We start from the raw sequence: 19759 nt of genomic DNA, 5'->3' as shown, positions 1-19759 counted from the left end.
AAGGTCTGCCCGGGACGGTCCTCGGTGCCGGCCGGGCGGGGGCAAGGGTCATCATGATCGACGGCTAATCTACCGAAGGTGTGTGCGATGACGCCCGCTGAGATCAGCGCCATCGACGCCGCCCACGTCTGGCATCCCTACAGCGCGATCGGCGACGGTGCGGTGCCGCCGCTCGTCGCGGTCGGCGCGCGGGGCGCCTGGCTGACCGTGATTCACGAAGGACGCCAGGTCGAGGTGCTCGATGCGATGGCGTCGTGGTGGACGGCGGTGCACGGTCACGGCCACCCCGCGCTCGATTCAGCGATCACCGACCAGCTCGGGACCATGAACCACGTCATGTTCGGTGGTCTGACCCACGAACCCGCCGCCCGACTTGCCCAACTGCTCGTCGAGGTGACGCCGCAGGGGCTGGAAACGGTGTTCTTCAGCGACTCCGGGTCGGTGTCGATCGAGGTCGCGGTCAAGATGGCGCTGCAGTACTGGCGCAGCAGCGGACATCCGGCCAAACGGCGCCTGATGACCTGGCGGGGCGGCTACCACGGTGACACCTTCACCCCGATGAGCGTCTGCGACCCCGACGGCGGTATGCACGAGTTGTGGACGGGTGAGAATTCGTTACTCGCCGACCAGCTCTTCGCCCCGCCTCCGCCCCGGGACTTCGACGCCGACTACGTCAGGCGGTTCGAGGAGTTGCTCGCCGCCCACGCCGACGAACTGGCCGCCGTCATCGTCGAGCCCGTCGTCCAGGGCGCCGGCGGGATGCGGTTCCACGATCCCCGCTACCTCGTCGAGCTGCGACGCATCGTCGACCGGTACGGCGTGTTGCTGATCTTCGACGAGATCGCGACCGGCTTCGGGCGCACCGGCACCATGTTCGCCGCCGACCAGGCCGGGGTCAGCCCGGACATCATGTGCGTCGGCAAAGCGCTGACCGGTGGCTACCTGACACTCGCGGCCACCTTGTGCACGGGCGACGTCGCGGCCACGATCAGTGCGAATCCGCCCGGAGCGTTGATGCACGGCCCGACATTCATGGCCAACGCGTTGGCGTGCGCGGTGAGTGTCGCGTCGGTCGAGTTGTTGCGTACCGGGGATTGGCAGTCCCGGGTGCGCCGCATCGAGTCCGGTCTCACCGACGGGCTCAGAGCTGCCGAGGCGCTGCCCAACGTGATCGACGTGCGGGTACTCGGCGCCATCGGAGTGCTGGAACTCGACCGACCGGTCGATCTGCGGGTCGCCACTCCCGCGGCGGTGGAGCGGGGCGTGTGGTTGCGCCCGTTCCGCAATCTGATCTACGTGATGCCGCCGTACATCTGCACCGACGCCGAGATCGACCAGATCACCTCGGCGATGGTGGGCGTCGCGCGTGCACTAACCTGAACGGTGTTCAAGTGTCGGCTCGCCGACGTGTTCAAGTGTCGGCTCGCCGCTGATTTCCAGTCGGCCCGCCGACGCGCGTAACCGTCGGCTCGCCGACGCATCCAGTTCTGGAGGGGAGTGCCATGACGCGCACGGGTCTGTCCCCGTTGGCCTGGCTCGACGACGTCGCCGTCGAGCGGCGCGCCGCCGGGCTACGCAGGTCGCTGAAAGCCCGTACCCCCGTCGGCGCCGATCTGGACCTCGCTTCCAACGACTATCTCGGGCTGTCGCAGCACCCGCGCGTGCTCGAGGGCGGAATCGCGGCCCTGCGAACCTGGGGCGCCGGCTCAACCGGCTCCCGTCTGGTGACCGGTAACACCGAACTGCACGAAGACTTCGAGAACGCCCTGGCGGAATTCGTCGGCGCCGAATCAGCGCTGGTGTTCTCCTCGGGCTACACGGCCAACCTGGGTGCCGTGGTGGCGCTGTCGGGCCAGGGATCGCTGGTGGTCTCCGACGCGCTGACCCACGCGTCGCTGGTCGACGCGTGCCGGTTGTCCCGCGCCCGTGTCGTGGTGACCCCGCACTCCGATGTCGCCGCGGTATCCGAAGCTCTGGCCAACCGTTCCGAACAGCGTGCCGTGGTCGTCACCGACTCGGTTTTCTCCGCCGACGGCGATCTGGCGCCGTTGCGCGAGCTGCACGACGTGTGTCGCCGCCACGGTGCCCTGATGGTCGTCGACGAGGCGCACGGCCTGGGGGTGCGGGGCACCGGTGGTCGGGGCTTGCTGCACGAAGTGGGCCTGGCCGGTGAGCCTGACGTGGTGATGACGGTGACGCTGTCCAAGGCGCTGGGCAGTCAGGGTGGTGCGGTGCTCGGACCTGCCGCCGTGCGCGACCACCTGATCGACGCGGCCCGGCCGTTCATCTTCGACACCGGGTTGGCGCCCGCTGCCGTCGGATCGGCGCGCGCCGCCCTGCAGGTGCTCGTCGACGAACCGCGCAGGGCTCAACGAGTGCTCGATCGCGCCGCCGAGCTGGCCGCCGTGTGCGGTGTCGACGAGGTGCCGTCCTCGGCCGTGGTGTCGGTCATCCTCGGAGCACCCGAGGTGGCGCTGGCCGCCGCGGCCGCATGCCTGCAGCGCGGCGTGCGGGTCGGCTGCTTCCGGCCGCCGACCGTGCCCGCCGGAACGTCCCGGCTGCGGCTCACCGCACGTGCGTCGCTGTCCGAGGACGACATGACGTTGGCCCGTGAGGTCCTGACCGACGTGCTCTCCCCGTCATGAGCATCCTCTTCGTCTCCGGCACCGACACCGGCGTCGGCAAGACTGTCGCCACCGCTGCGCTGGCCTGTCACGGGCGGCTCGCGGGGCTCGACGTCGCCGTGTGCAAGCCGGTGCAAACGGGCACTCGCGACGGTGACGACGACCTCGCCGAGATCGCCCGGCTGGCCGGCATCGAGAACCTCTACTCGCTGGCGACGTTTCCCGAGCCGCTGGCGCCGCGCGCGGCCGCCCAGCGGGTCGGATCTGCCCTGCCCAGCAGGGCGGAGCTGCTCAAGCTCGTGACCGGGGCCGATCGGCCGGGACGACTCACCCTCGTCGAGGGTGCGGGCGGTCTGCTGGTCGAGATCGGCGCCGAAGCGACGACGCTGCGCGATCTGGCCGCTGCGGTCGGTGCGCCGGTGCTGACGGTCGTCGCGCCAGGTCTGGGCACGCTCAACCACACAGCGCTCACGCTGGAAGCGCTCGCCGCGCACGGCGTCCCCGGCGCGGGTCTGGTCATCGGGTCGTGGCCGGCGCATCCGGGCGTGGCGGAGGTGGACAACCGCGATGCGCTGGCCCGCCTGGCGCCGGTGCGCGCGGCGTTGCCGACCGGCGTGGCGTCGCTGGGCAGGACCGACTTCGAACGGATCAGCGCGCAGGCTTTCGACCGGTCCTGGGTGCAGAGCCTGGTCTGAATGGTTCACTCCGTCGAGCTGCTCTTCGACCACGGCACCGAGGCGGCGGTCGGAAGGATGTGGGACGACCTCCTGGCCGCAGGCATTCGCAGCCTGGCCACACACAGGTCTCCGAGCAATCGACCGCACGTCACGCTGTCGGTCGCCGAGTCCATGGACGACAGCGTCGACGACGCGCTGTGCGCGCTGCTCGATCGCCTACCGATGCCCTGCGTGCTGGGGGCGCCCACCCTGTTCGGCGGCGGCCGGACGGTGACGCTGGTACGGATGCTGGTGCCGTCGCAGAACCTCCTCGGCTTGCACGCCGATGTGCACCGAGTCTGCCTGCCGCACATGTCGGGTGGGCCGTTGCCACATACCGAGCCGGGACAGTGGACCCCGCACGTCACGCTGGCGCGCCGGGTGCCGCCGGATCAGTTGGCCACCGCCGTGATGCAGCCGGGCATGTTCGGCGACATCAGCGCGACGGCGGTGGCGTTGCGCCACTGGGACGGCAACAACCGCGTCGTCCACCCGATCGGCTGACCGTGAAGACCGACTCGGCATGTCGCCACTCGTACGTCGGTGACATCACCCGGGCGTCGCCGGTGATGGCTGGACGTCTGCTCGGGTGTGCGCGGCGATCCCGTCGACCAGCAGCCGCAAACCGAACGCGAACCGGGCGTCGGAATTCTCGGCCCAGACCGGGGCGCTGACATCGGCTCCCGCGGCGTCCCACTGCAGCCGGGACTGCTCGTCGACGGTCGAGCCGAGAACGAAATAGACCACCGTGCGGGCGGCCGATTCAGTGCTGTCGGCGGGCACCCCGGCATCGTCGGCTGCGGCTGCCAGCACCGCGAGCAGGTCGGTCATCGCCGCCGATTGGCCGGCCGCGAAGCTGGCCGACACCAACTCGGCGCCGTCGGTGTGCGACAACAGCGCCTCGCGGAGCCGACCGCAGGTCTGCACGATCCGTGTCTGCCAGTCACCGCCGGAGTCCTGCACCGCTGCCAGGATCCGGTCGGCCACCGCGCCCAGCAGCTGCTGCTTGTTGGCGAAGTGCCAGTACAGCGCGCCGGGGGACACCTCGAGCTCGCGAGCCAGGCGCCGCATCGACAGATCGGCGATGCCGTAGTCGTCCAGCAATCCCGTCGCCGCCTCGACCACGTCGCGTTTGTGGAGCTGCACGCCAGTACCCTAACCTGAACGGTGTTCAAGTGTCGGCTCGCCGCTGGTTTCACCTGTCGGCTCGCCGGCGTGGTCACGCGCCGGCTCGGTCGACGTGGTGACGCGCCGGCTCGGTCGACGTGTTCGGATGTCGGCCCGGCCGGCGTGGTGAAGTTCGCACAGGAGGCAACGGGTGAGCGACATTCTGGCAGTAGCGCGCGAGCAGGTGCTGGAGCGGGGCGAGGGCCTCGACCAGGACCAGACGCTGCAGGTGCTGCAACTTCCAGACGATCGGCTCGACGAGTTGTTGGCGTTGGCTCACGACGTCCGGATGGCCTGGTGTGGCCCCGACGTCGAGGTCGAGGGCATCATCAGTCTCAAGACCGGTGGCTGTCCCGAGGACTGCCACTTCTGTTCGCAGTCGGGTCTTTTCGCCTCGCCGGTGCGCAGTGCGTGGCTGGATGTGCCCAGCCTCGTGGAGGCCGCCAAGCAGACCGCCAAGTCCGGGGCGACCGAGTTCTGCATCGTCGCGGCGGTGCGCGGACCCGATGAGCGGTTGATGGCACAGGTCGCGGCCGGCATCGAGGCGATCCGCAACGAGGTCGACATCCACATCGCCTGCTCGCTGGGCATGCTCAGTTCTGATCAGGTCGAACAGCTGTCGGCCATGGGAGTGCACCGGTACAACCACAACCTCGAGACGGCGCGCTCGTTCTTCACCAACGTGGTGACCACCCACAGCTGGGAAGAGCGCTGGGGCACCCTGCAGATGGTGCGCGAAGCCGGCATGGAGGTGTGCTGCGGCGGCATCCTGGGCATGGGCGAGACGCTCGAGCAGCGCGCGGAGTTCGCCGCCAACCTCGCCGAACTCGACCCCCACGAAGTTCCGTTGAACTTCCTGAATCCGCGACCGGGCACACCGTTCGGCGATCTGGAGGTGCTGCCCGCGTCCGAGGCGCTCAAGGCCGTCGCGGCGTTCCGGCTGGCGCTGCCGCGCACGATGCTGCGCTTCGCGGGTGGGCGCGAGATCACGTTGGGCGATCTGGGGGCCAAGAAGGGCATCCTGGGCGGCATCAACGCGGTCATCGTCGGCAACTACCTGACCACACTGGGCCGGCCCGCCGAGGCCGACCTCGAGCTGTTGGACGATCTGCAGATGCCGATCAAGGCCCTCAACGCCACACTGTGATGCTCGACGAACTCCCCGCCCCGGTGGGTGCGGGTGTGTACAACGTCTATACCGGCGCCCCGGCGGGCAGTGAGGTCCCCACGGCCGCGCAGCTCGGCCTGGAGCCGCCGAGATTCTGCGCAGAGTGCGGGCGGCGCATGATCGTGCAGGTGCGGCCGGACGGCTGGTGGGCGAAGTGTTCCCGGCACGGTCTGGTGGATTCCAAGGACCTGGAGTCGCAGCGATGAGCCCCTCGGGCGAAGGGCCGAGAACCTCTCCCGGGCGCGCCGCAGTGACGGTGGTGGTCGGCATGGCTGTGGCCGGTGTGCTGGTGGGTGCGTTGTGGGCATGGCTGGCGCCCGGGATCCACGGAGTCGTCGCGTTGACCGACGACGGCGATCGCGTCCAGGCCTACCTCGGTAACGAGTCGGAGCACCTGTTCACCGCCGCGGCGATGGCCGTCGGCTTTCTGTCGGTGCTGGCCGTGATTGCCGCGGTGCTGGTATGGCAGTGGCGTGCGCATCGCGGTCCGCTGCAGGCGTCTGCGCTGGCCATCGGCTCGGTGGCGGCCGCCGCCGTCGCGACTGGGGTGGGGGCGCTGGGCGCGCACTGGCGCTACGGCTCGGTCGACGTGGCGGGGGCACCGGTGTCACCGGAGAACCGGGTGCACTATGTCGTGGAGGCGCCGGCGGTTTTCTTCGGGCACTCGCCGCTGGTGATCGCGGCGACGTTGCTGCTGCCCGCCGCCGTGGCCGCGACGGTGTATCTGCTGTGCGCGGTGTCGACCCCGCGCGACGACCTCGGTGGCTGGCCGCCGGTGGACTATCTCGCCGTTCCTACAGATCGAACCGCGACAGCGGGGTCCGTTCCACCCGCCGGCCCGTCATCACCTTCGCCGTGATCATGCCGAGCGTGATCATTCCGCGGTAGGTCGACGGGTTGAGCAGAGTGGGCCATTTGGTCCGCTTGATGTGTGTGCGCAAGGGCTGGCCGGCGAAGCGTTCCCGCAGCCAACGCAGCGTCATGGGCGCGGACATCGGATGAAGCAGCATGTGCTCGCTGAACAGGTCGCGGTGATACGTCACCCGGGACCCGCCACGGGCGTAGGTCTCGGCCAGGTCGTCGATGTCCTCGACCGAGATGACGCGGTCGTGGACCGCCTGAACGATCAACACCGGAACCTTGGGCGCCGCGGTCCCGAGCTTGATGCTGTCGAAGACGTGCTGGACCTCGGGGGTCAGCAGGATCTCCTCCAGGGGGCGGTCGATCATGTGCGCCATGTCCTTGCCGGCCATCCACACCAGGGCGTGCGCCGTGGTCATCCGCTGGATGCGCGTCAGCATTTCTCTGCCCTCGTCGGTGACGTGTTCGTCGATGACACGGTCGAGGTCCGGGTAGATGTGGCTGAGCGCCGCCACGACCAGCGCCGGCAGGCCGGCGTAGAGACTGCCGTTGAGGCGCCGGAACGTGTGGCCCAGGTCGCCGACCGGTGAGCCGAGCACGGCACCGACGATGTTGAGCTCGGGTGCGTAGCTTTCCTGGACCTCGGCAGCCCACGCCGAGGCCAGTCCGCCTCCGGAATATCCCCACAACCCGACGGGGGATTCGGCGGTCAGGTCGAACGGCTCGTGGCTGATCGCGGCGCGGATGCCGTCGAGGATGTGGTAGCCGGGCTCGTACGGTGCCCCCCACATGCCGGTTGACCCCTCGTGGTCGGGGACGGACACCGCCCATCCCTCCGCCAGGGCCGCCGCCACCAACAGGAACTCGAATTGGGCGATGGAGCCGATGGCCTTGGCGCCCCGGCGCATCGCGTAGGAGGGGAAACAGCGGGCCGCGACCGCGTCGATCGCGCACTGGTAGGAGATGATGGGAAGCGGGCCTTTGCGGGCGCGCTCGGTCGGAATGACGACGGTCGTCACGCCGGCTTGGGGCTGTCCCTCGAAGTCGGCGGTGCGGTACAGCAGCTGGGTGGCGGTGAACTTCTGGGGGATGAAGCCGAGGAACGCCAGCTCGACGTCGCGGGACCGCAGCACCGTGCCGGGGCGCGCGTGCTCGTAGCCCGCCGGCGGTTGGTAGAACGGGTCCTTGTCCGGCACGACGGGCGCTGACCTGGGCTTGAGCGGTTCGTGGGCCGCCTGACCGATCCATTCGGCGCCGGTCGCCCGCGCTACGCTACCCATCTCCATCTCCGCGACGGTACTTAAGAAGGCATTAAGAATCCAGTCGACTCACCCCGGGGGGCGTAAAGCAGCGAACTCATCGGTGACCCGATAGCGGGAATCGGCGAACCGATACAACGCCGCGGGACGTCCTCCGCTGCGGCCGGATCTCGCGGTGGTTCCGGTCCTGGTGATGACCTTCCGCCGCTCGAGCACGCGTTGCAGGTTGGTCGCGTCGACGGGGTGCCCCAGTGCCGCGCTGTAGATGTCGCGCAGTGTGGAGAGTGCGAATTCGTCTGGCGCCAAGGCAAATCCGATGTTGGTGTAGGACAGTTTCGCGCCGAGTCGGGTGCGTGCATGCTCGACCATCGGCCCGTGGTCGAACGCCATCGGTGGCAGGTCGCTGACTGCGTGCCAGCAGGTGTCCGAGGGAAGTTCCGGGGTGGCAGGGGAGGGCACCAGACCCAGGAACGACGACGCGATGGTGCGGGGGCCGGGCACGCGGGTCGGGTCGGAGAACACGGCGAGTTGCTCGAGATGGGCCAACTCGCGCAGGTCCACCTTCTCCGCCAGTTGGCGCCGAACCGAGCTCGTGAGGTCTTCGTCGGCGCCGAGTCGACCGCCCGGCAGCGACCACTTTCCGCGTTCGGGATCGAGTGCACGCTGCCACAACAGCACGTGAAGTGCGGGTTTCCCGTCGGTGTCGGCGGCGGTGGGCAGGCGAACCTGGAACACCACTGCCAGCACCTCATGCTCGGTGATAATATGGGCCACGTTTTCGATTGTAAGTCGAAAACCTCGCACGTAGTGAAGGAGGCGGACATGACGGTCCTGGACCAGAACACCGCTCACGACCTGACCGCTCGGATCGTCGACGGTCCCGGTGGCTATTCCGGTGTCGACGGCGACGAGCAGTGGGCGGCCGAAGTCCGTCGCCTCCTCGATCTGCGTGGCGCCACGCTGCTGGCGCACAACTACCAGCTGCCGGCGATCCAGGATGTGGCCGACCACGTCGGCGATTCACTGGCACTGTCGCGCATCGCCGCCGAGGCCGGCGAAGACACCATCGTCTTCTGCGGTGTGCACTTCATGGCCGAGACCGCCAAGATCCTGTCGCCGGCCAAGACCGTCCTCATCCCCGACGAGCGGGCCGGATGCTCGCTGGCCGACTCGATCACCGCCGACGAGTTGCGCGCCTGGAAGGCCGAGCATCCCGGCGCGGTGGTGGTGTCCTACGTCAACACCACCGCAGCGGTGAAGGCCGAGACCGACATCTGCTGCACGTCGTCGAACGCGGTCGAGGTGGTCGACTCGATCCCTGCCGACCGCGAGGTTCTGTTCTGCCCCGACCAGTTCCTGGGCGCCCATGTGCGCCGCGTGACCGGGCGCACCAACCTTCACGTGTGGGCCGGCGAATGCCATGTGCACGCCGGGATCAACGGCGACGAACTCGCCGAGCAGGCCCGCACGCATCCCGACGCCGAACTGTTCGTCCACCCCGAGTGCGGGTGTGCCACCTCGGCGCTGTACCTGGCCGGCGAAGGTTCCTTCCCCGAGGATCGCGTCAAGATCCTGTCCACCGGTGGCATGCTCGACGCCGCCCGCCAGACCGGCGCCCGCCAGGTTCTGGTCGCCACCGAGGTGGGCATGCTGCACCAGCTGCGCCGCGCCGCGCCGGAGGTGGACTTCCAAGCGGTCAACGACCGCGCGTCCTGCCGGTACATGAAGATGATCACCCCGGCGGCGTTGCTGCGTTGCCTCGTCGAGGGCGCCGACGAGGTGCACGTGGACCCGGACGTCGCGACGGCGGCGCGAGCCAGCGTCCAGCGGATGATCGAGATCGGACAGCCCGGCGGCGGCGAATGACGCGCCCACCCGCCTGCGGCGGGACCAACCTCTGGCGCCAGCGTGCCGATGTCGTCGTCATCGGCACCGGCGTGGCCGGCCTGGCCGCGGCGCTGGCCGCGCACCGCCGCGGCCGTACTGTGGTCGTGCTCAGCAAGGTCGGGGACACCGCCACGTTCTACGCGCAGGGCGGCATTGCGGTGGTGCTGCCGGAGAGCTTTCGCGACACCGACGACTCGGTCGAGGCCCACGTCGCCGACACACTCTCCGCAGGGGCGGGATTGTGCGATCCCGACGCCGTCCGGTCGATCGTGGCCGACGGCTACCGCGCCGTCACCGACCTGGTCGGGTGGGGAGCCCGGTTCGACGAATCCGCAGCCGGCGGCTGGGCGCTGACCCGCGAAGGCGGTCACACCCGGCACCGCATCATCCACGCCGGCGGCGATGCCACCGGCGCAGAGGTCCAGCGGGCTCTGGACGACGCTGCCGCCCGGCTCGACGTCCGCCACAACCACGTCGCGGTGGACCTGCTGCTCGACGACGGAATGGTGTCCGGGGTACTGGTCCTCAGCGGCGACGGACCGGGAGTCATCCATGCGCCCTCGGTGATCGTCGCGACGGGAGGTCTGGGACATCTGTACCAGGCCACCACCAACCCCGAAGGCTCGACCGGCGACGGCGTCGCCCTGGCGATGTGGGCCGGGGTGGCGGTCAGCGACGTCGAGTTCGTCCAGTTCCATCCGACCATGCTGTTCGACCCGGGCAGTACCGGCCGGCGACCGCTCATCACCGAGGCGCTGCGCGGTGAAGGTGCTGTGCTCGTCGACGCGCGGGGCCACTCGGTGACCGCGGGTGCGCATCCGATGGGCGATCTGGCGCCGCGCGACGTCGTCGCAGCCGCGATCGAGGCCCGTCTGACGCAGACCGGTGATGCGTGCGTGTTCCTCGACGCACGGGCGATCGACCGTCTGCCTGAACGATTTCCCACTGTCACCGCGGCGTGCCTGGGAGCCGGGATCGACCCGGTGCGGGAGCTCATCCCGGTGGTTCCCGGCGCCCACTACAGCTGCGGGGGAGTCGCCACCGACGTGCACGGCCGGACCGAGGTGACAGGCTTGTTCGCCGCGGGAGAAGCGGCACGAACCGGGATGCACGGCGCCAACCGGTTGGCCAGCAACAGCCTTCTGGAAGGGCTCGTCGTCGGTGGACGCGCCGGGACGGCGGCCGCCGACCACGCCGCGCACGCCGGCCCCAGCCGGGTCACTGCGGCGGCGCTCCCGGCTCGGCCGGCGGTACCGCGCGCCGAGCTGCAGCGGGCGATGACCGCCAACGCCTCCGTCACCCGCACCGGTGAGGGGTTGGCTGCTCTGCAGGAGATTCTCGACGGCGCGCCGATGCGCCGCTTGAGCTGCCGCCGCGACGTCGAAGACGCATCGCTGACGACGGTGGCGGGCGCCGTCGCGGCCGCCGCCCGCGCGCGCACCGAATCCCGCGGATGTCATCACCGCGCCGACTTTCCGGACATCGATCCGGCGCAGGCTTTCAGTCGCACGTTGGTTCCGGAGGTGGCGGGCACATGATCGACCTGACCGCACTCAGCGAGGCCGAGCTCACCGAAGCTCGTGGGGTCATCGCGCGGGCGCTCGACGAGGACCTGCGCTACGGACCGGATGTGACCACGCTGGCCACGGTGCCCGCCGACGCCACCACTACCGCCTCGGTGGTGAGCCGCGAACCCGGCGTGCTCGCAGGAGCGGACGTCGCGCTGATGGTGCTCGACGACGTGCTCGGCCCCGACAGCTACCGGGTGACACACCGGGTGCCCGACGGTTCGCGGCTGCAGCCCGGCGGGGTCGCCCTGACGATCGAGGGCCCGACCCGCGGGATCCTGACGGCCGAGCGCACGATGCTGAACGTCCTGTGCCACCTGTCCGGCATCGCGACGACGACGGCGGCGTGGGTCGAGGCGATCTCCGGAACGCGGGCCCAGATCCGCGACACCCGCAAGACACTGCCCGGCCTGCGCGCCCTGCAGAAGTACGCCGTCCGCGTCGGTGGCGGCGTGAATCACCGCATGGGACTCGGTGATGCGGCCCTGATCAAGGACAACCATGTCGCCGCGGCGGGTTCGATCCTGGCCGCGCTGCGCCAGGTGCGAGCCGCGGCGCCCGACCTGCCGTGCGAGGTCGAAGTGGACTCGCTCGAACAACTCGATGAGATCCTCGCCGAGGACGTCGAGCTGGTGTTGCTCGACAATTTCCCGGTGTGGCAGACACAGATCGCGGTGCAGCGCCGCGACGCACGGGCACCCGGCACCAAGCTGGAGTCCTCCGGCGGCCTGTCCCTGCCGAACGCCGGCGACTACGCCGGTACCGGGGTGGATTATCTGGCCGTCGGTGCGCTCACCCACTCGGTGCAGGTGCTCGACCTGGGGTTGGATCTGTAGATCGTGGAGAGGTCTCCGAGACGCCCGATGACGTCGGTCGTCGCACTCGCTCTGGCAGTGCTGTCGCTGGGTCTGGCGCTCGTCGCGCTGCTGCGGCAGCGCGACAGCGTCCCCGAGTACAGCCAGGCCCAGCGCGACGAGGCTCGGACGGCGATCTGCGCGGCGTTCGCCACCGTGCGCACCGGGGTGGCGATCAACACCAACCGCGAGCCGCCGGGCGGCTTCGGCGACATCGCAGGAGCTCTTGCGGTGTCGGGCAACGCGCGGGCGGCGCTGTTCGACGGCGGTCAATACCTGCTGGCCAGGCTGGATCCGGCCACTCCGCCGGAGCTGGCGGGCGAGATCCGCCGGTTCGCCGGTCTGGTGATGGACATCGGTGCGGCCGCCACCGCCGGCGTGCCCGATTCAGATCCCGTGCAGGCCGGCCGTCTCGAGCAGGCCGAGGACGCCGGCGCCCAGATCAGCGGGTTGTGCGCCTGACCGTCAGGCCGCGGCGGGACCGCGGCGCACCAACGCCAGCACCACCGCCGCGCCGGCGAACAGGCCCGAGAGGACACGGTTGAGTGCGGTCTGCTGGCGGGGAGTGCGCAGCCAGGTCAACAGCCGGACCGCCAGCCCGGTGTAGAGGCCCATCACGACCAGGTCGACGACCACCATCGTGGCGCCGATGGCCAGGTATTGCGGCAGCAGCGGTGCGGTCGGCACGACGAACTGCGGCATCACCGCCAGAAAGAACACCAGCGCCTTGGGATTGCTGGCATTGACCAGGAAGCCACGGACCAGCAGCGCGCAACGTCCCCCGCCGGCAGCATCGTCGAGTCGGCCGACCAGGTCGACGGTGGCGGCGCGCCACTGCCGCACCGCCAGGTAGACCAGGTAGGCCACTCCCAGCCATTTGATGATCGTGAACGCCAGGATCGAGTTCGCCACGGCGGCCCCGAGGCCGATGGCGACCAGCGCCAGCTGCAGGACCAAGCCCGCCTCCAGACCCGCGATGGACCAGTACCCGCGCTTGATTCCGTGCGTCGCCCCGGTCGCCATCGACTGGACCGCGCCGGCGCCCGGCGACACCGCGATCACGATTGCCGCCCCGAAGAACGCCAGCCACATCTGCCAGGTCATGACCTGAGTCTGTCAGGGGTGTCCAACCGATTTCGGCTGGACGTCCGCGACGAAGACGGCGACCTTGCGGGCTTGGCGGCGGGCGAACCCCGGCAGCGCCTCGACGCCGTCGCCGCTGGGGGCGATCCGCGGGTTCACGATGTGGACTTCGTCACCGGACATCGTGACGTCGGCTTCGCCGGCCGCCAGGACGTTCTTGGCCCAGTCGGTCTTTCCGTGGCCCAGCACGATCGCCAGCTGGGAGTCGTTGCGGTAGGCGGTCACGATGGTCTCGTACGGCCGTCCGGAGGTACGACCTCGGTGTTTGATCACCGACAGCCCGGGCATCCGGCCGGCCAGCGGCTTGACGATGGGGTTGAAGTACTTGATCTGGATCCGGTCGAGCCACTCCGGGAACATCCGCGGCAGTTCCGACATGACGCCTCCAAACCGATTTGGCCTGCTCTGGGACAATGGACAGCGTGAATCTAACGCCAGGGCCTCTGCGACGCATCGACCTGCGTGGTACCACGCTGTCAGCGGCCGGGCTGCGCGGCGCCCTGCCCCGTGGTGGTGTCGACGTCGACGCGGTGGTGCCGACCGTCAGGCCCATCGTCGACGCGGTCGCCGACCGCGGCGCGGCGGCCGCCCTGGAGTACGGCGCCTCGTTCGACGGTGTGCGCCCCGACCGCATCCGTGTCCCGTCGGACAAACTCACAGCCGCGCTCGCGGCGCTGGACCCGGACATCCGGACCGCACTGAACGTCGCCATCGAGCGCGCCCGCACCGTGCACGCCGATCAGCGCCGCACCGACACCACCACCACACTCGCCCCCGGCGCCACGGTGACCGAACGCTGGGTGCCCGTCGAGCGGGTCGGTCTCTACGTTCCCGGCGGCAACGCGGTGTACCCGTCGAGCGTCGTGATGAACGTCGTCCCGGCCCAGACCGCGGGCGTGGACTCGCTGGTCATCGCCAGCCCGCCCCAGGCCGCCAACCCGGCCGACTTCCAGGGCCTGCCGCACCCGACGATCCTGGCCGCGGCAGCGCTGCTCGGCGTCGACGAGGTGTGGTCGGTGGGCGGCGCGCAGGCCGTCGCGCTGCTCGCCTACGGGGGTGCCGACACGGATGGCGGCGAGCTCGCGCCGGTCGACATGATCACCGGGCCCGGCAACATCTATGTCACGGCCGCCAAGCGCATCTGCCGTTCACAGGTGGGTATCGATGCCGAAGCCGGCCCCACCGAGATCGCGATCCTGGCCGATCACACCGCGGACCCCGCCCACGTGGCCGCCGACCTGATCAGCCAGGCAGAGCACGACGAGATGGCCGCCAGCGTGCTGGTCACCCCCAGCACCGAACTCGCCGACGCGACCGATCGGGAGCTCGCCCGGCAGTTGGAGACCACGGTGCACCGCCAGCGGGTCACCACCGCGCTGAGCGGCGATCAGTCGGCGACGGTGCTCGTCGACGACATCGACGCCGGAGTGCGCGTCGTCAACGCCTACGCCGCCGAGCACCTCGAGATCCAGACCGCCGACGCCTCCGACGTGGCTGGCCGAATCCGTTCGGCCGGTGCGATTTTCGTGGGCCCGTGGGCGCCGGTGAGCCTCGGGGACTACTGCGCCGGGTCGAACCATGTGCTGCCCACCGCGGGATGCGCCCGGCACTCCAGCGGATTGTCGGTGCAGACCTTCCTGCGCGGCATCCACGTCGTCGACTACACCGAGGCGGCGCTCAAAGACGTGGCGGGCCACGTGATCACGTTGGCGCAGGCCGAGAATCTGCCCAGCCACGGGGAAGCGGTGCGCCGGAGGTTCGAGTCGTGAGCGTTCCCGGTGCCGCGGCCACGCTCGACGAGCTGCCGCTGCGAGACGATCTGCGCGGTAAATCCCCCTACGGCGCACCACAGTTGAACGTGCCGGTGCGGCTGAACACCAACGAGAATCCGCATCCGCCCACCCCGGCGTTGATCGACGACGTCACCGCGTCGGTGCGGTCGGCAGCAGCGGAGTTGCACCGCTATCCCGACCGCGACGCGGTCGCATTGCGCACCGATCTGGCGGCCTATCTCAGTGCCGCGACCGGGGTGACGGTGGGCGTGGACAATGTCTGGGCGGCCAACGGATCCAACGAGATCCTGCAGCAGCTGCTGCAGGCGTTCGGGGGTCCCGGCCGCAGCGCGATCGGGTTCGTGCCGTCCTACTCGATGCACCCCATCATCTCCGACGGGACGCAGACCCGGTGGCTGGTGGCCAACCGCGCCGGCGACTTCAGCCTGGATGCGGCGGTGGCCGCCACCGCCATCAAGGAGCACACCCCCGACATCGTGTTCGTGGCCAGCCCGAACAACCCGTCGGGGCAGAGCGCGACACCCGACGAACTGCGTGCGCTGCTGGACGCGATGGACCGCGGAGTGATGATCGTCGACGAGGCCTACGGCGAGTTCTCCTCGCAGCCCAGCGCGATCGGGTTGATCGAGCAGTTCCCGACACGGTTGATCGTGACGCGGACCATGAGCAAGGCGTTCGCGTTCGCCGGTGGCCGACTGGGCTATCTGATCGCAGCACCCGCCGTGATCGAGGCGATGCTGCTGGTGCGCCTGCCCTATCACCTGTCCGCGCTCACCCAAGCCGCCGCCCGAGCCGCGCTGCGCCACGCCGACGACACGCTCGGCAGCGTCGCCACGCTGATCCAGGAACGGGAGCGGGTGGCGAAAGCGCTCACCGGCATGGGTTTTCGAGTCATTCCCAGTGACGCCAACTTCGTGCTGTTCGGCGAGTTCGCCGATGCGCCCGGCACGTGGCAGCGTTACCTGGACGCCGGCGTGCTGATCCGCGACGTCGGCATCCCCGGATATCTGCGCACCACCATCGGCCTGGCCGACGAGAACGACGCGCTGCTGGCTGCCAGCGCCCGGATAGGAGCATCGTGAACGAGCCGGTACGTCCCGAACGCCGCGCAAGGGTCGAACGCAAGACGAAGGAATCCGACATCGTCGTCGACCTGGATCTCGACGGAACCGGGCAGGTCAGCGTCGACACCGGCGTGCCGTTCTTCGACCACATGCTGACCTCGTTGGGCAGCCACGCGAGCTTCGATCTGACGATCAAGGCCACCGGCGACATCGAGATCGAGGGCCACCACACCATCGAGGACACCGCGATCGTGCTCGGCCAGGCCCTCGGCCAGGCTCTCGGCGAGAAGAAGGGCATCCGCCGCTTCGGCGACGCCTTCATCCCGATGGACGAGACGCTGGCCCACGCCGCGGTCGACGTGTCGGGCCGGCCCTACTTCGTGCACACCGGCGAGCCCGACTATCTGGTCGAATTCACCATCGCCGGCTCGCAGGCGCCCTATCACACCGTGGTCAACCGGCATGTTTTCGAATCGCTGGCCTTCAACGCCCGAATCGCCCTGCACGTGCGCACGCTCTACGGCCGCGATCCTCACCACATCACCGAGGCGCAGTACAAGGCCGTTGCCCGCGCGCTGCGCCAGGCCGTGGAGTACGACCCCCGGGTGACCGGCGTCCCGTCCACCAAAGGCACGCTGTGACACGCAAACTCGTCGTGCTGGACTACGGTTCGGGCAACCTGCGCTCGGCGCAGCGCGCGCTGGAACGCGTCGGCGCGCACGTCGAGGTGACCGCCGATCCGCACGCCGCGATGGAGGCTGACGGGCTGGTCGTGCCGGGGGTGGGCGCCTTCGAGTCCTGTATGACGGGCCTGCGCAAGATCGGCGGCGAGAAGATCATCGCCGACCGGCTCGCGGCCGACCGTCCGGTCCTCGGCGTCTGCGTGGGAATGCAGATCCTGTTCAGTCGCGGGGTGGAGTTCGGGGTGGAGACCACCGGTTGCGGGCAGTGGCCCGGCGCGGTGATCCGGCTGGACGCGCCGGTGATTCCGCACATGGGATGGAACGTGGTGGACGCCCCGGCCGGCAGCGTGCTGTTCCGGGGTCTGGACGCCGACACCCGGTTCTACTTCGTGCACTCCTATGCCGCTCAGCAGTGGGAGGGCGATCCGTCGGCGCTGTTGACATGGGCCACCCACCACGTACCGTTCCTGGCCGCGGTGGAGACGGGTGCGTTGTCGGCCACCCAGTTCCATCCCGAGAAGAGCGGGGACGCCGGCGCCGAATTGCTGTCCAACTGGATCGGGGCGCTAAGTTGAGCCCCGTGAATGCGACCTCTCCCTCGCTCGTCCTGCTGCCCGCCGTCGACGTCGTCGAAGGCCGCGCGGTGCGCCTGGTGCAGGGCCAAGCCGGCAGCGAGACCGAGTACGGCTCGGCGCTCGACGCCGCGATGACCTGGCAGCGCGACGGCGCCGAGTGGATCCACCTGGTCGATCTGGACGCGGCTTTCGGCCGCGGCTCCAACCGGGAACTGCTCGCCGAGGTGGTCGGCAAGCTCGACGTCGCGGTCGAACTGTCGGGCGGAATCCGCGACGACGACTCACTGACCGCGGCCCTGGCCACCGGATGTGCCCGGGTGAACCTGGGCACCGCGGCGCTGGAGAATCCTCAGTGGTGCGCCAAGGTCGTCGCCGAGCACGGTGACAAGGTGGCCGTCGGGCTCGACGTCAAGATCTCCGGCGACGATTACCGGCTGCGGGGCCGCGGCTGGGAGACCGACGGCGGTGACCTGTGGGCGGTGCTGGAACGCCTTGATGCCGAAGGTTGTTCGCGTTTCGTGGTCACCGACGTCACTAAGGACGGCACCCTGAAGGGGCCGAATCTGGACCTGCTCGCCGCGGTATGTGAACGCACCGAGGCCCCGGTCATCGCGTCCGGCGGGGTATCGAGTCTCGACGATCTGCGCGCGATCGCGACCCTGACCGATCGGGGGGTCGAGGGTGCGATCGTCGGGAAGGCGCTCTACGCGGAGCGTTTCACGCTGCCCGAGGCACTGGCCGCGGTTCGCTCGTGACCGTGGAGCCGCAGCAACTGCGCGACCTGCTCGCCACCGCCGCCGGCGTACTCGACTCGGCCTCCGCGCAGTTCGTCGCCGGCCATCGCGCCGATTCGGCGGTGGAGAAGAAGGGCAACGACTTCGCCACCGAGGTCGATCTCGCGATCGAACGCCGGGTGGTGGCCGAACTGACCAGGCTGACCGGCATCGGTGTGCACGGCGAGGAATTCGGCGGGGAGTCGTTGGACGCCGAGTTGGTGTGGGTCCTCGATCCCATCGACGGCACGTTCAACTACGCCGCGGGGTCACCCATGGCCGCGATGCTGCTCGCTCTGCTGGCCGACGGGGACCCCGTGCTGGGTTTGACGTGGCTGCCGTTCGTCGGGCAGCGCTACACCGCGATGACCGGCGAACCGGTGCTGTGCAACGGCGACGCTCTGCCCTCGTTGGGTCCGGGCGCCCTGTCGGAGTCGGTCGTCGGCATCGGCACCTTCAACATCGACTCGCGCGGCCGCTACCCGGGCCGGTACCGGGCCGAGGTCCTCGCCAATCTGAGCCGGAAATGCTCGCGGGTGCGGATGCACGGGTCGACCGGTATCGACATGGCGTTCGTCGCGGCGGGGATTCTCGGCGCCGCGATCAGCTTCGGCCACCACATCTGGGATCACGCCGCCGGGGTGGCGTTGGTGCGCGCCGCGGGCGGTGTCGTCACCGACCTGGCCGGGCGACCGTGGACGGCCTCGTCGCCGTCGGCGCTGGCCGCGGCCCCCGGGGTGCATGAAGAGATGCTCGACATCGTCCGCGCCGCAGGCGTTCCGGAGGATTACCTGTGACAATGAGCAGCGACGTCGCCACCCGCGTCATCCCGTGTCTCGACGTCGACGACGGCCGGGTGGTCAAGGGCGTCAACTTCGAAAACCTGCGTGACGCAGGTGATCCGGTCGAGTTGGCCGCGGTGTACGACGCCGAGGGCGCCGACGAGCTGACGTTTCTGGATGTGACCGCATCGTCGTCGGGCCGGGCCACGATGCTCGAGGTGGTGCGCCGGACCGCCGAGCAGGTGTTCATCCCGTTGACGGTCGGCGGGGGTGTGCGCTCTGTGGCCGACGTCGACGTGTTGCTGCGCGCCGGCGCGGACAAGGTGTCGGTGAACACCGCCGCGATCGCCCGACCGGAGCTGTTGTCGGAGCTGTCCCGGCAGTTCGGTTCGCAGTGCATCGTGCTCTCGGTCGACGCCAGGACCGTTCCCGCGGACAGCGAGCCCACACCGTCGGGCTGGGAGGTCACCACGCACGGCGGCCGGCGCGGCACCGGGATCGACGCCGTCGACTGGGCCGCCCGGGGAGCCGAGCTCGGTGTCGGGGAGATCCTGCTGAACTCGATGGACGCCGACGGCACCAAGGCCGGGTTCGATCTGGCGATGTTGCGGGCGGTGCGGGGCGCGGTGACGGTGCCGGTCATCGCCAGCGGCGGGGCGGGTCGCGTCGAGCACTTCGCGCCAGCCGTGCAGGCCGGAGCCGACGCTGTGCTGGCGGCCAGCGTGTTCCACTTCCGCGAACTGAGCATCGGTGAGGTGAAGGCGGCGATGAAGGCTGAAGGGATCACGGTCCGATGAGCGCTTGCGCGAAGAGCCGAGGGTCCCGATGAGTAGCCCTGTGTC

General features: G+C 69.7%; 23 protein-coding genes. 18 read left to right on the top strand and 5 right to left on the bottom strand.

The window, feature by feature from the left end; translation table 11 throughout:
• The first annotated feature begins 87 nt into the window (after positions 1-87).
• The 4 genes from J3476_RS10995 to J3476_RS10980 all read left to right on the top strand — a co-directional run bounded on the left by J3476_RS10995 (position 88) and on the right by J3476_RS10980 (position 3844).
• Positions 88-1380, top strand: a complete 1293-nt coding sequence (locus J3476_RS10995) for an adenosylmethionine--8-amino-7-oxononanoate transaminase (protein WP_207066529.1) — start codon at positions 88-90, stop codon at positions 1378-1380.
• A 122-nt stretch (positions 1381-1502) separates the two neighbouring features.
• The gene (locus tag J3476_RS10990) at positions 1503-2645 is read left to right on the top strand and encodes an 8-amino-7-oxononanoate synthase (RefSeq protein WP_207066528.1); all 1143 of its coding nucleotides are present in this window, start codon (positions 1503-1505) and stop codon (positions 2643-2645) included.
• The gene (gene bioD / locus J3476_RS10985; RefSeq protein ID WP_207066527.1) at positions 2642-3319 is read left to right on the top strand and encodes a dethiobiotin synthase; all 678 of its coding nucleotides are present in this window, start codon (positions 2642-2644) and stop codon (positions 3317-3319) included. Before J3476_RS10990 ends, bioD begins: the two co-directional genes overlap by 4 nt.
• Positions 3320-3844 (top strand): 2'-5' RNA ligase family protein, encoded by a 525-nt coding sequence (locus J3476_RS10980; protein ID WP_207066526.1) that lies wholly within the window; start codon positions 3320-3322, stop codon positions 3842-3844.
• Positions 3845-3889: 45 nt separating this feature from the next.
• Here the strand turns inward: J3476_RS10980 and J3476_RS10975 are convergent, their stop codons facing one another.
• On the bottom strand, positions 3890-4486 hold the full coding sequence (locus J3476_RS10975; RefSeq protein ID WP_207066525.1) for a TetR/AcrR family transcriptional regulator C-terminal domain-containing protein: 597 nt from the start codon (positions 4484-4486) through the stop codon (positions 3890-3892).
• Positions 4487-4658: 172 nt separating this feature from the next.
• On the opposite strand from J3476_RS10975, the gene bioB reads away from it, so the two are divergent.
• The 3 genes from bioB to J3476_RS10960 are packed head-to-tail and all read left to right on the top strand — an operon-like array spanning position 4659 to position 6534.
• Positions 4659-5654, top strand: a complete 996-nt coding sequence (gene bioB / locus J3476_RS10970; RefSeq protein ID WP_207066524.1) for a biotin synthase BioB — start codon at positions 4659-4661, stop codon at positions 5652-5654.
• Positions 5654-5881 (top strand): hypothetical protein, encoded by a 228-nt coding sequence (locus J3476_RS10965; RefSeq protein ID WP_207066523.1) that lies wholly within the window; start codon positions 5654-5656, stop codon positions 5879-5881. The genes bioB and J3476_RS10965 overlap by 1 nt, the downstream gene beginning before the upstream one ends.
• Positions 5878-6534: a DUF2567 domain-containing protein gene (locus J3476_RS10960; protein ID WP_207066522.1), complete on the top strand. Its 657-nt coding sequence runs from the start codon at positions 5878-5880 to the stop codon at positions 6532-6534. Before J3476_RS10965 ends, J3476_RS10960 begins: the two co-directional genes overlap by 4 nt.
• Here the strand turns inward: J3476_RS10960 and J3476_RS10955 are convergent.
• The gene (locus J3476_RS10955) at positions 6470-7822 is read right to left on the bottom strand and encodes a lipase family protein (RefSeq protein ID WP_207066521.1); all 1353 of its coding nucleotides are present in this window, start codon (positions 7820-7822) and stop codon (positions 6470-6472) included. The two genes, J3476_RS10960 and J3476_RS10955, sit on opposite strands and share 65 nt — an antisense overlap.
• A 42-nt stretch (positions 7823-7864) precedes the next feature.
• A complete protein-coding gene (locus J3476_RS10950; RefSeq protein ID WP_207066520.1) occupies positions 7865-8569 on the bottom strand; it encodes an NUDIX domain-containing protein in 705 nt (234 codons plus the stop codon).
• Between the two features lie 48 nt (positions 8570-8617).
• Here J3476_RS10950 and nadA point away from each other — a divergent pair, with 48 nt between their 5' ends.
• From nadA to J3476_RS10930, 4 genes are read left to right on the top strand one after another with little or no spacing between them, the layout of a single operon-like run.
• Positions 8618-9661: a quinolinate synthase NadA gene (gene nadA / locus J3476_RS10945; protein ID WP_207066519.1), complete on the top strand. Its 1044-nt coding sequence runs from the start codon at positions 8618-8620 to the stop codon at positions 9659-9661.
• On the top strand, positions 9658-11220 hold the full coding sequence (locus J3476_RS10940; protein ID WP_207066518.1) for an L-aspartate oxidase: 1563 nt from the start codon (positions 9658-9660) through the stop codon (positions 11218-11220). Before nadA ends, J3476_RS10940 begins: the two co-directional genes overlap by 4 nt.
• Positions 11217-12086, top strand: a complete 870-nt coding sequence (gene nadC, locus J3476_RS10935; protein WP_207066517.1) for a carboxylating nicotinate-nucleotide diphosphorylase — start codon at positions 11217-11219, stop codon at positions 12084-12086. The genes J3476_RS10940 and nadC overlap by 4 nt, the downstream gene beginning before the upstream one ends.
• A gap of 27 nt (positions 12087-12113) precedes the next feature.
• Positions 12114-12566 carry a hypothetical protein gene (locus J3476_RS10930; protein WP_207066516.1) on the top strand — a complete coding sequence of 151 codons (453 nt, stop codon included), beginning with the start codon at positions 12114-12116 and terminating at the stop codon, positions 12564-12566.
• 3 nt (positions 12567-12569) lie between these two features.
• Here the strand turns inward: J3476_RS10930 and J3476_RS10925 are convergent, their stop codons facing one another.
• Together J3476_RS10925 and J3476_RS10920 are read right to left on the bottom strand one after the other, a co-directional pair.
• Complete coding sequence (locus J3476_RS10925) at positions 12570-13208, bottom strand: LysE family transporter (protein WP_207066515.1); 639 nt, start codon at positions 13206-13208, stop codon at positions 12570-12572.
• A 12-nt stretch (positions 13209-13220) separates the two neighbouring features.
• A complete protein-coding gene (locus tag J3476_RS10920; RefSeq protein WP_207066514.1) occupies positions 13221-13625 on the bottom strand; it encodes a nitroreductase family deazaflavin-dependent oxidoreductase in 405 nt (134 codons plus the stop codon).
• A gap of 35 nt (positions 13626-13660) precedes the next feature.
• On the opposite strand from J3476_RS10920, the gene hisD reads away from it, so the two are divergent.
• Genes hisD through hisF form a run of 7 tightly spaced genes read left to right on the top strand, consistent with a single transcriptional unit; the run spans position 13661 to position 19714 of the window.
• Entirely contained in the window at positions 13661-15016 is a 1356-nt protein-coding gene (gene hisD, locus J3476_RS10915; protein ID WP_207066513.1) for a histidinol dehydrogenase, read from the top strand.
• Positions 15013-16122 (top strand): histidinol-phosphate transaminase, encoded by a 1110-nt coding sequence (locus J3476_RS10910; protein ID WP_207066512.1) that lies wholly within the window; start codon positions 15013-15015, stop codon positions 16120-16122. The genes hisD and J3476_RS10910 overlap by 4 nt, the downstream gene beginning before the upstream one ends.
• Entirely contained in the window at positions 16119-16745 is a 627-nt protein-coding gene (gene hisB / locus J3476_RS10905; RefSeq protein ID WP_207066511.1) for an imidazoleglycerol-phosphate dehydratase HisB, read from the top strand. Before J3476_RS10910 ends, hisB begins: the two co-directional genes overlap by 4 nt.
• Positions 16742-17362: an imidazole glycerol phosphate synthase subunit HisH gene (gene hisH / locus J3476_RS10900; RefSeq protein ID WP_207066510.1), complete on the top strand. Its 621-nt coding sequence runs from the start codon at positions 16742-16744 to the stop codon at positions 17360-17362. The genes hisB and hisH overlap by 4 nt, the downstream gene beginning before the upstream one ends.
• Positions 17363-17367: 5 nt before the next feature.
• The gene (gene priA / locus J3476_RS10895) at positions 17368-18117 is read left to right on the top strand and encodes a bifunctional 1-(5-phosphoribosyl)-5-((5-phosphoribosylamino)methylideneamino)imidazole-4-carboxamide isomerase/phosphoribosylanthranilate isomerase PriA (protein ID WP_207066509.1); all 750 of its coding nucleotides are present in this window, start codon (positions 17368-17370) and stop codon (positions 18115-18117) included.
• The gene (locus J3476_RS10890) at positions 18114-18932 is read left to right on the top strand and encodes an inositol monophosphatase family protein (protein ID WP_207066508.1); all 819 of its coding nucleotides are present in this window, start codon (positions 18114-18116) and stop codon (positions 18930-18932) included. Before priA ends, J3476_RS10890 begins: the two co-directional genes overlap by 4 nt.
• Before the next feature lie 2 nt (positions 18933-18934).
• Positions 18935-19714, top strand: a complete 780-nt coding sequence (hisF, locus tag J3476_RS10885) for an imidazole glycerol phosphate synthase subunit HisF (RefSeq protein ID WP_207066507.1) — start codon at positions 18935-18937, stop codon at positions 19712-19714.
• The last annotated feature ends 45 nt before the right edge of the window (positions 19715-19759 follow it).

The organism is Mycobacterium sp. PO1 (assembly GCF_017312405.1).
In the GTDB taxonomy this organism is placed as follows: Bacteria; Actinomycetota; Actinomycetes; order Mycobacteriales; family Mycobacteriaceae; genus Mycobacterium.
This window is presented reverse-complemented; position numbering and strand designations above follow the sequence as displayed.